The organism is Anaerostipes faecalis, from assembly GCF_018982945.1.
Classification (GTDB): Bacteria; Bacillota; Clostridia; order Lachnospirales; family Lachnospiraceae; genus Anaerostipes; species Anaerostipes faecalis.
Window position 1 is genome coordinate 45,490 of record NZ_JABRXE010000002.1, and the last position, 13,655, is coordinate 59,144.

The following is a 13,655-nucleotide window of genomic DNA, read 5'->3' on the forward strand; positions in this document are numbered from 1 at the left end:
TATATATAAGACTGCAAGCTTTCTATATCAACATTTTAACTGTTATTTATTCAAGGTCAGAATCTGTTGTCCTGACTTCTGCAAGCCTGTATTATTAATCGTTACACTTGTATAATCATTACTATTGCTTACTACCACCGGTGTTGTTAATAAATAACCAGCTTCATGAATAGCATTCAAATCAAATTCAGAAACCAAGTCTCCCACTTTTACTTTCATTCCAGGCTCAACCATAACATGAAAATATTTTCCACCAAGTTTTACAGTATCAAGTCCTATGTGAACTAGGACTTCCGCTCCGCCTTCTGAAACAAATCCAATGGCATGCTTTGTGTTAAAAACTGCACTCACAGTACCGTTTACCGGTGAAAAAACTTTCCCATCGTGAGGAATAACAGCAAATCCTTCTCCCAGCATCCTACCTGAAAACACCATGTCTTCTACCTGCTCAAGTTCAATAACCTGACCATTTACCGGCATATATACCTGTTCCGTCTCGACTTTCGGTTCCGCTATGTGTAAGGAATCATCTTCTGGAACACAAACTTCCTCTGTATGTGAAAAATCACAGGAAAGATAGGCTTCCAGATTTGATTTTATAACCGTAACAAGAGGTCCATATATTATCTGAACTCCATCGCCTTTTTTAAGAACTCCCCGGGAACCACTCTGCTTTAAAAGACTATCCTGTACAAGACTGGCATCTTTTACCGTACATCGTAGCCTTGTAACACAACAGTCGATATCTTTAATATTATTCTTTCCGCCAAGTCCTTCTGCAATCAGTGCAGAAATTTCACTTCCATCTGTATCACTAATTCCAGCATTTCGCTCTTTTAGATCAGATCTGGTAAATAATTTGATTTCTTTTTTCTCCACATCACGTCCCGGAGTCTTCCAATCAAATTTTTTAATTAAAAATCCAAATACAAAATAATACACAATAAAATATACAATACCTACAGGAACAAACATAAACCAGTTGGTTTTTTCCTGTCCCTGGAGAATTCCGAACAAAAACATGTCAATGATTCCACCGGAAAATGTCATTCCTACACAGACTTTTAAAATATGCATAAGCATATACGCAGCACCTGCAAAAATACAATGAATAACATAAAGCCCCGGAGCCACAAATAAAAAGGTAAACTCCAGTGGTTCTGTAATCCCTGTCAGCATAGAAGTTAATGCTGCAGAAACCATCAAACCGCCAACTTTTTTTTTCTTTTCAGGTCTTGCACATCGGTACATTGCAAAAGCCGCTCCAGGAAGACCAAAAATCATCAACGGAAACTTACCTGTCATAAACCTTGTTGCCTCAACTGCAAAATGTTTTGTTGATGAATCTGCAAGCTGGGCAAAGAAAATATTCTGAGCACCTTCTACAGTCCTTCCTGCAATTTCCATAGTTCCACCCAGAGAAGTCTGCCAGAAGGGCAGATAAAACACATGATGTAATCCAAAAGGAATTAATGCCCGTTCCATAATTCCATATATAAATGTCCCAAAATATCCCGACGCTTTAACCACATTTCCCATTGTATACATAGAATTTTGTATAGGCGGCCATATATAAAACATGATAATTCCAATAAATACATATACCACCGTGCATATGATAGGAACAAATCTGGTCCCTCCAAAAAAAGACAAAACATCCGGCAATTTAATCTTATAAAACCTGTTATGTAATGCCGCAACTCCAAGTCCAACAATAATTCCTCCAAATACTCCCATTTGAAGAGATGTAATTCCCAGCACAGAATCTGTTGCACCTTGAGGCAAGGCTTCCGCACCTCCATGAATTGCTATCATAGTAGAAACAGCTGTATGCATGGTAAAAAAAGCAATAGCTCCAGATAATGCTGCCACCTCTTTTTCTGCTCTTGCCATTCCTATTGCAACACCGATAGCAAAAATAAGCGGTAAATTATTAAATACTACATTTCCACAGTCACCACAGACTCTCAAAACAGCATAAAGAGCTGTCCCTGGTCCCATAATCTTCATCAGACCATAAGTCCGGAGCATTGTTTCATTTGTAAACGATTGACCAATCCCAAGCAAAATACCTGCCACCGGCAAAATAGCTATGGGTAGCATAAAAGAACGTCCTACCCTTTGAAAAATACCAAAAACCTTATCTTTCATAAGCACTTCCTTAAAGTGTTGCAATCATAATATCCATTGTACCATCAAAAACTGTTTCTTTCTGATCAGAACAAATCACAAAATGATCTCCTTTCTTGACTTTCACTTCGTTCAGTGTTCCCTCTCCATTAATGATGCTCACCATCTGAAAAGGTACATCATTGACAATTACATTTTTCCCATTCATTTTATAAGAATCAACTTTAAAAAATTCGCTTTCTACATATCTGGTTTTTGTTCCATGTTCCAGCTGGGTTTCTGCAAAATTTTTGTTCTGATTAATATCTGCCGGCACATTTGTTACATCAATAGACTGTTTGACATGCAACTGTCTTTCATTTCCTTCTGCATCTTTCCTATGATAATCATATACACGATATGTAATATCAGAGGATTGCTGTGCTTCATAAATCAAAGAACCACTACAGATTGCATGTAATGTTCCTGAAGGAATGTAAAAGAAATCTCCCTCTTTAATTGCAAAAGAATTCAAAAGATTTTCATAATCATCTTTTTCGATTGCTTTTACAAATTCATCCTTTGTTTTTGCATGATGTCCCATAACCATTTTGGTACCTTCATCTGCCTGCAATACATACCAGCATTCTGTTTTTCCAAGAGAATCTTCATGCTCTTTGGCATAGACATCATCTGGATGCACCTGAACAGATAAATCATTTTTTGCATCAATAATCTTTACCAGAAGCGGAAATTGATCCCCTTCAATATTTCCAAATAACTCTCTGTGATTTTCAAATAACCAGGATAATGTCTTTCCTTCAAATTCGCCATCTCCAATTACACAGTCTCCGTTCTTATGTGCTGAAATTGCCCAACATTCTCCTGTATGATCACTTGGAATATCATATCCATAAACATCTTTTAGCTTATGTCCTCCCCAGATCATTTCTTTAAATACCGGTTTCATTTTTAATACATGTCCCATAATGATTTACTCTCCTATCCTCTTTTCAGCAAACGATCTGTTTTCATTTTAATATTTCTCCTTAATACCTGAAAGAAACTTAAAGAACGAAGCATACGTTCTGATGGAATATACTGATTTACAGCTCTTAATACCTTTTTTGGCTCTTTTGCTGAGAACGAAAACGTTCCATTACGTTTTGTCTGAATTCCAAACCTCGGAATTTTCTTTCCTTTGAACATGACAGATGCAACAACGATGTCCACTTCTTCCCATGGAATCTGTATATAATCATTTACATTCCTGTCATTATAGAATTCAAATCCTTTATCTCCTACCATGATTTTTCCATATGTGGTAAGACCGTGATATGATGTCGCTTTTGCAACTAGATCAACTTTTGAATTTAATGATTGCGGCATAATATTCCCCTTTCCAATTCTTTTTTTACCTGTCGGGCTTCTTGTATCATAGAAGATTATATCAGATTTTCTATGATACAAAAAGCCCGGAATACTCCGGGCTTTGATTTTCAATATGATTACATTAATCCAATCAAATGTGCAACAATACCTACAATAAATAAGGCAACAATGATAACGATTGGAGAAACATTTTTCTTCAATAGCCAGCAGCATAATAATGTTAATAACAGTCCTGCAAATCCTGGAATCAGAGAATTCAGGTTATCCTGCAAAGTTGTAACTTTTTCAGGTGTTAAAGATAAACCTGATGCATACTGTGAAAGTGCCTGCTGAATACCTGCTGCTCCATCTGGGAGAGCTTTCCAGTCAATATATGCACCTTCGCTTAATGTTACTTTTGATACAACCGGAGTAAATGAAATACTTACCCATCGATCAACCAGTCCACCTAATACAAACATACCAAGGATAGATGCACCTTTTGTAATCTTCTGTAACAATCCTCCAGAAAGGTCTTCTGTAATCTTTGTTCCAACTTTGTAACCAAATTCCTGTGTATACCACATAAATGCCCAACGAATGACATTCCATAATACGAAGAACAGGATTGGTCCAAGAATACTTCCACCCATTGCAAGAGATGCACCAAGAGCACCTAAAATAGGTCTTACAGTAAACCAGAATACTGGATCACCAACACCAGCTAAAGGTCCCATCATACCAACCTTAACACCCTGAATAGCTGCATCATCAACCGGAGCACCATTTGCACGATCTTCTTCCAAAGCTAATGTTACACCAATAACTGGAGAAGCCACATATGGATGTGTATTAAAGAATTCCAGATGACGCTTTAATGCTGCGGATTGTTCTTCTTTTGTATTATATAATTTCTTAATAGCCGGAATCATTGCGAAACACCAGCCACCATTCTGCATACGTTCATAGTTCCATGAACCCTGAAGGAAAGTAGAACGTATTGCTACGGATAAACGATCTTTTTTACTTAATGTAACTTTTTCTGCCATTTTTCTTACCTCCTTCAATTTTAATAATCATTCAGAATATCGCCTAATGGATCGCCTGTATTGCTTCCTCCGCCATTTGAAGATCCACCCTTTTCAGAAAGTGTCAGGTAAATCAGGGCAAAAGATACACCGATAACTCCAAGAGCAATCAGAGTTAAATCTGAAATTGCTGCTATACAGAAACCAATTGCGAAGAATGGCCATACTTCTTTTGTAGCCATCATGTTAATAACCATTGCATAACCAACAGCTACAACCATTCCACCACCAATAGCCATACCTTCTGTCAGCCATGCAGGCATGGAATTTAAGAATCCTGCTACTGCATCAGATGGGATAACCAATAAGCATGCTGCAGGAATTGCAATACGAAGTCCCTGCATGCAGATAGCTGCGATCTGCCATAACTCAACTGCTTTAAAATCACCTTTTTCTGCAGCAGCGTCCATGAAATGAACCATAGGTACTGCAAGAGTACGACAAATCATTGTTAAGAATAAACCTGCTACTGCCAAAGGAATTGCTACAGCAATAGCTGTACCTACACCTTTTACTCCCTGTCCACCAAGAACAAGAATAATTGCTGATGCAACTGAAGCTAATGCAGCATCAGGTGCAACGGCTGCACCGATATTTGCCCATCCTAATGCCATCATCTGAAGTGTGCCACCCAGAATAATACCAGCTTCTAACTGACCAGTTACTAATCCAATTAATGTACATGCTACCAGTGGCTGATGGAACTGGAATTCATCCAGGATACCTTCCATACCAGCCAGAAAAGCAACAATAATTACTAATATCATTGAAACAACTGACATTGTGAATACCTCCTATTTATATTTTCATTATTAACCTAATTCAGCTTTTGCTTTTTTCAAAAGTTCATCCATATTCTCTTTAGAATCAGCTGGAACTTTACGAACATCAAATGTAACACCAAGTTTTTTCAGTTTTTCAAAAGTTTCCACATCTTCTTTTCCAAGGGACAATACCTTATTAACTGCAACTTTTCCAGTTGTATGAGCCATAGATCCAACGTTGATCTCTTTAATATCAACTCCACCTTCAATTGCTCTAAGAGCATCCTGAGGTGTTTCAAAAAGCAACAATGCTTTTGTTGCACCAAAACGTGGGTCTTTTGCAACTTCACACATTTTCTTAACCGGAACTACATGAGCCTTAACACCCGGAGGCGCTGCCTCTATAATCAGACTCTTACGAAGATCATCATGTGCAACTGAATCAGAAACTGCAATGATACGATCTGGCTGTGTTGTTTTTGTCCAGTTTGTGGCTACCTGTCCATGTAACAGACGAGAATCGATACGAGCAAGAACATATTTAATATGTCCATCTCCTAATACTGTTCCTTCTGGAATAGCACCTGTTGGCTGTGCTGATGCTGCTGTTGCAGCTTCTGGTGCAGCAGGTTCCAATTCCTTAGGATAGATTCTAACACCTTCTCTTCCGCTTCCAGCAATCTGTGTAGCGATTTCATGAGCTGACTCCATAGTCATTCGTGATGCATATGCGTCAACCAGCATCGGCAAGTTCAAGCCGGCAACAATTGCCCACTTATCTTCATGCCCTGCAATCAATCCATTTGACTGGTTGAATGGAGTTCCTCCCCAAAGATCAACCATAATCAAGATTTCATCTTGACTATCAAAAGAAGCGATTGCATCTTCCATTTTCTTACGAAGATCGTCTGGGCCTTCACTTGGCTGTAATGTAACAGCTGCAACATTTGGCTGATCTCCGAAAAGCATGGATCCTGACTGCATAATTCCAGCAGCGAAATCACCATGGGTAGCAAGAACAATTCCTACCATTTTTACATTCCTCCCTTTCTTTTATTTGAATTTATATTCTTTATAAGAAAAAATATCTTATAACAGCAAAAAAACCTGCTTCAAATAAACCAGTCCTCCTCAAAGTTTCCAGAATCTGCAATAATTCCGCAAAAATCCAGAATCCCTTTAAGCGACCTCTTATTTGAACCAAGTTTAGCCTGCATTACCAGTAACAATCTTGATCATTACTTTATATGAACTTTTATTTTGTAGTAACCCTTTTTATATGAACAGTAAGATACATCATTTCTTCATCTGTTATATCATGATTACATGTTTCCTTTATATATACTCTGATTTTTTCTACACAATCCAGACATTCCCGGTATTTGTTCCGGATAATCTCCTGAAATTCCGTATCATTGCTTTCCACTTCTTTTCCAGCAAAAACACGCTGTGCGAAAAACTTCAAATGAGTAATGAATCTTTCATAAAAGACAGATTCTTTATCAAGCTGATCAGGGAAACAATCTTCTACGATTTTCAATATATGATTTACAAGTTTGGTCATGGAAACCATCCTTGTCATATCCAGATCAAGCTCTGCATTTACAATATGAAGAGCAATAAATGCTGCTTCATCTTGTGGAAGAGTAACTTTAAGCTTTCTTTCAATCATAGCAATTGCAACTTTTCCTATCAGATACTCCTGATAATAAAACTTCTTAATTTCCCACATAAACGGATTCTGAAACGGAACCCCCATCTCAACTCTCTCAATAGCAAAATTAATATGATCTGTCAGAGAAATATATATATTATCATTGATATTCTTCTGCAAAGTATCTTTTGCATATTGAATAATCTCATTACATATTTCCAATCTCTCAATAGGAATATCTGCAACCATCTGCTGAAAACGATGGGTCATTTCATGATCCTTCATGATATAAGTTTTTTCAATCTTCTTTGAATCAATTATATCACCTTTATGGGCATTGAATCCCAAACCTCTTCCCATCAATACAACTTCTCGATGACTGTTATCTTTGGAAATTACAATATTATTGTTTATAATTTTTGTAATTTGCACAGCTCTACCTCTTATCATTATTCCAAAGGATTGTTCTAATACAGGGCAAAAAAATAAACCACCCCTATAGAATTCTTCCTTTGTGAAATCTAATAAGTTGGTTTAGCCTGCATCACCAGTAACAATCCATCTCGTTTACTCTTTTAACTTGTTTTTATTTTAACAAGTTTATCCCTGTGTGTCAACTCTTTTTTTTAGAAACAATTTATAATTTTTTAATATTTTAGAATACTTTTTTCTACATTTCACACAACTTGTATATTTCTCATAACTATGATACTATAAGTTGATAATTAATAAAATCTCCATTTATGAGGTATATATCATGTTAAAATTGATTTCAATGATTGGATCTATTATTGAAAAAGCCCAGAAAGATCATATTACAGCTTTCTCTGCACAGGCGGCCTTTTTCACAGTCCTTTCATTTTTTCCATTTATTATTGTTCTTTTGAGTTTGATGCGATTTTTTCCAATTACCCCGCAGGATATGATTCAACTGGCAAAAACGTATCTGCCTGCACAATATAGCGGAGCTTTAATTCCGATCATCAGATCACTTAACGGGAAACTGACAACCACATATATGTCTTTTACTATCCTGACATTACTGTGGTCCGCATCCAAAGGAATCTTATCTATGATGACAGGATTAAATACCATCCATGAAATCGAAGAAAAAAGAAACTATTTTGTGCTTCGATTTATATCCAGTATCTACATTGGTTTAGTAGCTATTGCTGTGGTCATTGGCATGGTTTTTCTTTTATTTGGAAATTCACTGCTGATTCAGTTATATAAATTTCAGCCGATTTTGGAAAACCAGCATGTAATATTTGCTCTGATTCGATTTTTCTTGGCATTTTTTACCTTTTTAATCGTATTTATCGTTATGTTTAAATTTCTGCCAAGTGATACTTTTAGGATAAAACACATATTTCCAGGAGCTTTCCTTACTTCCCTTGGCTGGATCATATTATCATTCTTTTTTTCAATTTATTTTGATAATTTTACAATGTTTAACATTATGTATGGAGGACTAACCAGTATCTTAATGACATTAATGTGGTTATACTTGTGTATGATGATTCTTTTTATCGGTGCAGAAATAAACTTCTATTTCATGCAGCAACGTGCAAAAAAAGGTCTGAAGGATTAATTCTTCAGACCTTTTAAATTATCACAGATTATAAAATAAAATGTTTCGGTACACCGTTTTCATATGGAATATTTACTTCTCCACGAATCAATGGTTTCAGATACTCTATCAGCTCCTCTTTAATATCTTTTCCATCTTCTGTAATCCATTCCTCTGGAACAGTCTTTTCAAAATTGGCTATTTTAGACAGATCAGCTAATTTTATTTTTACCTGATATGGATCATTGGATACTCTTTCAATAGCTGACATTTTTCCGCTTTCACCACGAATTGCACTGATTGCTGCATAAGCTCCCAGATTTCTTGATTCAATAATATCTGTTTCACTTAACATATATCCTGCACATCTCTGAAGAATATTCAGTTCCACTGAACGAACCTTACATCCGATTTTTTCTCCCACCAGACCTTCCAGGTACTTTCCGATTCCTGAAAGATATTTATGACCAAATGCATCCTCTTTTCCTGATTTGGTTTCTTCTCCTACATAATTTCCAGAAGCATCTTTTACTCCTTCACTGACTGCAACAATAACATTTTTATCCACTTCCAAGGCTTTATTTACATCATCAATAAATCTTTCTTCATCAAAAACCTTTTCACAAAGGTATATCAGCTGAGGAACCCGTCTTTTTCCATTTCTTGCCAATGCAGCACTGGCTGTAAGCCATCCTGCATTTCTTCCCATGACCTCCACAATGGTAACTGAAGGAACATCATATACAAAACAATCACAGGCAATCTCTGTAAATGCAGTTGCAATAAATTTAGCAGCGGATCCAAATCCCGGAGAATGATCTGTTTCCCCAAGATCGTTATCTATGGTTTTTGGTGCTCCCATAATTTTAATATCTTCAATCCCGTGCTCTTTACAATAAACTGAAAGTTTATAAACTGTATCCATGGAATCATTGCCACCGGTATAAACAAAATACCCGATATTATTTTTTCTTAAAATTCGTATAATCTCTTCAAATTCTTTTACATTTTTCTTTGGATCTTCTAATTTCCAGCGGCAGGAACCAAGTGCAGCAGCTGGTGTGATAGCAAGAAGATCCCTCTTTTCCTTACTGGCACACACTTTATCCAGCATTACAAAGTTTTCATTTAATACTCCCTTTATTCCATTCAGTGCTCCATAAACATGTTCAATTTGATTACTTTCAATACCTGCATCAATAACCCCGGTAATCGTAGCATTAATTGCCGCAGAAGGGCCTCCGGACTGTGCAACCAAAATATTTTTCATGTATTTCCTCCTTCAAAAATTACTTTTCAATATTGTTTGTGTTTTATTATACACTATTTTATTCTTTTTTTTAAATAATTTAGTCTAATATTGCTCAATGACTTTTACCATAAAAGGACTCGTTTTTTTTTCATATACAAGTTATAATGAATTATATCAAATAATGAATGATGGGATATCCCATCGAATTTTTAAAACGGAGGGTTCCCTATGAAAACAAATTTGAAAAAATTGCAATCTTTAATGCGCGAAAGAAAAATTACCTACTATCTGATTCCCAGTGAAGACCCTCATCAATCCGAATACGTTGACGACTATTTCAAATGCAGAGAATTTATTTCCGGCTTTACCGGATCAGCGGGAACGCTTCTTGTTGGACAAAGAGAATGCTGGCTTTGGACTGACGGAAGATACTTTACACAGGCAGAAGAACAGATTGCTCCCTTAAAAATTCATCTAATGAAACAAGGTGTTTCAGGTACACCAACAATCCTCGAGTTTTTAGACCAGCACCTGACCGATAAAGACACTCTTGGTCTGAATGGCCTGATGATTTCCGCTACTTACGGAAAAAAGCTCAGTCAGCTTACAAAAAAGCACAAAACCAAACTCCACACAGATTTAAATTATGTAGAAGAAATCTGGGAAGACCGTCCTTCCCTTACTAAAAACCCGATTTATGAACACGAACTTATTTATTCCGGAGAAGATACATCTTCCAAACTGAAAACTATTCGAGAAATTCTTATAAAAGAGGGTGCTCAGGCTTTGTTTTTATCTTCTCTTCCAGACATCGCATGGCTTTTTAATCTGCGCGGAGATGATATCAAATGCACCCCTCTCTTTTATAGCTATGCATGGATTACGTTAGATGAATGTTATCTGTTTATACGAAAAGGTTATCTTTCTGCTACAGTATTTCAGAATCTGCAAAAACAGCATATTAAACTGATGGAATATTCTGAAATTGTCTCTTTTTTAAGACTTCAGCATCTTCCGGTTATGCTGAACCCTGACTATGTTAATTACTTTCATTATCAGCTGCTTTTTAAATGTAAAATCATTTGCAGAGATAATCCGACAGAATTATTAAAAGCAGTGAAGAACACTGTACAAATTGAACATTTAAAAAAATGTCACCTCCACGATGGAGTTGCCATGACAAAATTTATGTACTGGCTAAAAACAAATATTGGACAGATCCCAATGACTGAAAGATCTGTAAGTGATTATCTGGAATCTGAAAGAAAAAAACTGCCAGATTACAACGGACCAAGCTTTGAGACTATATGTGCCTATAAGGAACATGCAGCAATGATGCATTATCAGTCCACAGAAGAGTCAGATGTGACTCTCCATCCTGAAGGTATGCTTCTGATTGATTCCGGTGGACAATATTCTGGTGGTACAACTGATGTTACCAGAACATTCATCCTGGGACCGATTTCTGATGAAGAGCGTCAGAATTTTACTCTTGTATGTAAATCCATGCTTCTTTTGGCAGATGCAAAATTTCTTTCTGGATGCCGTGGAAGTAACCTTGATGTCATTGCCCGGGAGCCTCTTTGGGAATGCGGTCTGGATTATCGCTGCGGAACCGGCCACGGAGTAGGATATTTTCTAGGTGTACATGAAGGTCCAAACGCTTTTCGATGGAGAACCAGTCCAGATCGCTTGGATGCGGTTTTGCAGCCTGGCATGGTAACAACAGATGAACCTGGAGTTTATATTCCTGGAAAATACGGTATTCGAACAGAAAATATGCTCTTGTGCAAAAAGAAACTTCAAAATGAATATGGGGCATTTCTTGAGTTTGAGCATTTGACTCTGGTTCCTATTGATTTGGATGGAATAGATTTCTCTTTATTTAATGAAAAAGAAAAGAGATTGTTATCTCAATACCAGCAATTGGTATTCGACACAATCTCTCCTTACCTTAACGAAGATGAATCTGCCTGGTTAAAAAAGCAGCTTTGCTAAAGATATCATCAAGGGCATTGTTATAATCGCACAAAGTGTTGAAATCGCAAACAGTTCTGCCGCATAACCTACATCTTTCTGATATTTTACCGCAAACATCGTTGAAATTGCAGCTGTTGGAGCAGAAATTCCTAAAACTGTAATCAGACGTATTGTTTCAGATACGGATACAATCGAAAGAAAATATACAGTAATTACAGGCACTGCCATAAGCCGCAGAAATAACATCCAATATATTCTCGGTTTGGCAAGTGCCTTTATTATATTTGTCTGAGCAATGGCTGTTCCTGAGACGATCATGGCCAGTGGTGTATTCATATTTCCCACCGCTTTTAATGAATCTACAACAACAGGCGGCAAAGTTATCCCAAAAACAAAGCATAGAATTCCAATAATAAGTGCAATAATAACTGGTGCTTTTAAAATACTTAGCAGAGATTCTTTTTTAAAACCGCCTTGCATAGAAGATACTCCATGTGACCAGATGAGAAAATTTTGTGCACACATAAATGCTGTAATGTATATAACTCCTTTATCGCCAAACATAGCCTGCGCAATAGGAACACCCATAAATCCACAATTAGGATAAATAACATGAAACCTTTCAATAATCTTATGTTCTTCATTTCTGTTTTTTACCAAAAGATAAGCGACTCCCATTGCAATCAGGTGAGCCGCAAATGCTAAAGAAAAAGAAATTAAAATATCATATAAAATTTTCCGATCATATTGTATCTGAAAGGATGTAAAAACCACACAAGGTAAAACAATAAATAATGCCACATCTGATAATGTTTTACTGCCATCTCTTGAAATAAATTTTATTTTATAACAAAAGGCTCCGATACTCATCATAATAAACATCATCAGAATCTGACGAAATACAATTAGTACAATATTCAAAGCAAACTCCTATTCATCTTTTAACCAGTTTTCTTTAAGCTTCTGATATTCTCCATTGGTATTAAGCACCTGAAGCGCTACATTGAACTGATCCAGGTATTCATACCCTTTCTTAAACATAATACCATAATTGCTTTCCTCAGAATTTAATTTCTCATCCAAAGCTTCCAGATTGGTTTTTTCATTATTCACAAGATAATAATCTACACCGGTTGAGTCATAAAGTGTAACATCGATCTTGCCTTTTTCCAAGTCTTTAAAAACCTGTTCCATAGAATCATAATACTTGATTTTATTATTCTCAGACATATAATCCTGTACATATTGTGCATTAGTCATTCCCTTTTCCACACCTATGACTTTTCCTTCGATTTCCTTTCGGTCTTTAATTCCGGTATTTCTATTTACCATAATCTTTAATGAATTTTCATAATATGCATCTGTAAATGAAAAATCTTTTTGCCGGTCATCTGTTATAGAAACAGCTCCGATTGCCAGGTCAACATCTCCATCTTGTATTTTCTGCATCATCTCTCCAATATGCATTGGATAAAGTTCATATTCAAACCCAAGATATTCACTGACTTTTTCAATCAAATCAATATCAAACCCTGTAATTTCTTTTTTTTCGGTATTATAAAATGAAAACGGTGGCATCTCATCGGATACAGAAATCTTTAATTTCATTCCTTTCATAGTTCCTTCAACCTTTGAAGCTTCAATTACCTGTTTTTTTTCTTCTTTTTGTGTCTCCTGTTTCTTCCATGGCATATTACATCCACTTAAACTTAATACAAGAGTTATCATCATTAAGGATGCTATTATTTTTTTCATAGAAATCTCCTTTTTACATTCTTTGATTCATTTATCATATCACCACAAAAAATATAAGTCAATTTCCCTGGCAATTTTTTCATTGTATAAACCTGTGGTCATTTGTAAATGA

Annotated in this window: 12 protein-coding genes; 2 read left to right on the forward strand and 10 right to left on the reverse strand. The window is 36.2% G+C overall.

The genetic code is table 11. The features are described from left to right. Window positions 1-42 precede the first annotated feature (42 nt). The 7 genes from KTB61_RS03195 to licT form a co-directional block, all read right to left on the reverse strand. Window positions 43-2,151, reverse strand: coding sequence for a PTS transporter subunit IIABC (locus KTB61_RS03195; protein WP_216696782.1), 2,109 nt, complete (start codon window positions 2,149-2,151; stop codon window positions 43-45). A 10-nt stretch (window positions 2,152-2,161) separates the two neighbouring features. Continuing rightward, on the reverse strand, window positions 2,162-3,097 hold the full coding sequence (locus tag KTB61_RS03200; RefSeq protein ID WP_075760440.1) for a type I phosphomannose isomerase catalytic subunit: 936 nt from the start codon (window positions 3,095-3,097) through the stop codon (window positions 2,162-2,164). Between the two features lie 14 nt (window positions 3,098-3,111). Continuing rightward, on the reverse strand, window positions 3,112-3,498 hold the full coding sequence (locus KTB61_RS03205; RefSeq protein WP_075760611.1) for a DUF956 family protein: 387 nt from the start codon (window positions 3,496-3,498) through the stop codon (window positions 3,112-3,114). A gap of 119 nt (window positions 3,499-3,617) precedes the next feature. After that, window positions 3,618-4,529, reverse strand: a complete 912-nt coding sequence (locus KTB61_RS03210; protein ID WP_075760439.1) for a PTS system mannose/fructose/sorbose family transporter subunit IID — start codon at window positions 4,527-4,529, stop codon at window positions 3,618-3,620. A 20-nt stretch (window positions 4,530-4,549) separates the two neighbouring features. Further along, window positions 4,550-5,350, reverse strand: coding sequence for a PTS mannose/fructose/sorbose transporter subunit IIC (locus KTB61_RS03215; protein WP_216696783.1), 801 nt, complete (start codon window positions 5,348-5,350; stop codon window positions 4,550-4,552). Between the two features lie 30 nt (window positions 5,351-5,380). After that, window positions 5,381-6,364, reverse strand: a complete 984-nt coding sequence (locus KTB61_RS03220) for a PTS sugar transporter subunit IIB (protein ID WP_216696784.1) — start codon at window positions 6,362-6,364, stop codon at window positions 5,381-5,383. 223 nt (window positions 6,365-6,587) lie between these two features. Then, window positions 6,588-7,418, reverse strand: a complete 831-nt coding sequence (licT, locus tag KTB61_RS03225) for a BglG family transcription antiterminator LicT (protein ID WP_075760436.1) — start codon at window positions 7,416-7,418, stop codon at window positions 6,588-6,590. A gap of 325 nt (window positions 7,419-7,743) precedes the next feature. On the opposite strand from licT, the gene KTB61_RS03230 reads away from it, so the two are divergent. Beyond that, entirely contained in the window at window positions 7,744-8,577 is an 834-nt protein-coding gene (locus tag KTB61_RS03230) for a YihY/virulence factor BrkB family protein (protein ID WP_216696785.1), read from the forward strand. A 28-nt stretch (window positions 8,578-8,605) separates the two neighbouring features. Here the strand turns inward: KTB61_RS03230 and KTB61_RS03235 are convergent, their stop codons facing one another. Beyond that, window positions 8,606-9,826 carry a 6-phosphofructokinase gene (locus tag KTB61_RS03235; RefSeq protein WP_216696786.1) on the reverse strand — a complete coding sequence of 407 codons (1,221 nt, stop codon included), beginning with the start codon at window positions 9,824-9,826 and terminating at the stop codon, window positions 8,606-8,608. A gap of 210 nt (window positions 9,827-10,036) precedes the next feature. Here KTB61_RS03235 and KTB61_RS03240 point away from each other — a divergent pair, with 210 nt between their 5' ends. Further along, entirely contained in the window at window positions 10,037-11,806 is a 1,770-nt protein-coding gene (locus KTB61_RS03240) for an aminopeptidase P family protein (RefSeq protein WP_216696787.1), read from the forward strand. On the opposite strand, the gene KTB61_RS03245 is transcribed toward KTB61_RS03240, so the two are convergent. Both KTB61_RS03245 and KTB61_RS03250 read right to left on the reverse strand, forming a co-directional pair. Further along, a complete protein-coding gene (locus KTB61_RS03245; RefSeq protein WP_216696788.1) occupies window positions 11,786-12,709 on the reverse strand; it encodes an AEC family transporter in 924 nt (307 codons plus the stop codon). The two genes, KTB61_RS03240 and KTB61_RS03245, sit on opposite strands and share 21 nt — an antisense overlap. Window positions 12,710-12,718: 9 nt before the next feature. Further along, on the reverse strand, window positions 12,719-13,543 hold the full coding sequence (locus tag KTB61_RS03250; protein ID WP_230973594.1) for an ABC transporter substrate-binding protein: 825 nt from the start codon (window positions 13,541-13,543) through the stop codon (window positions 12,719-12,721). Window positions 13,544-13,655 lie beyond the last annotated feature (112 nt).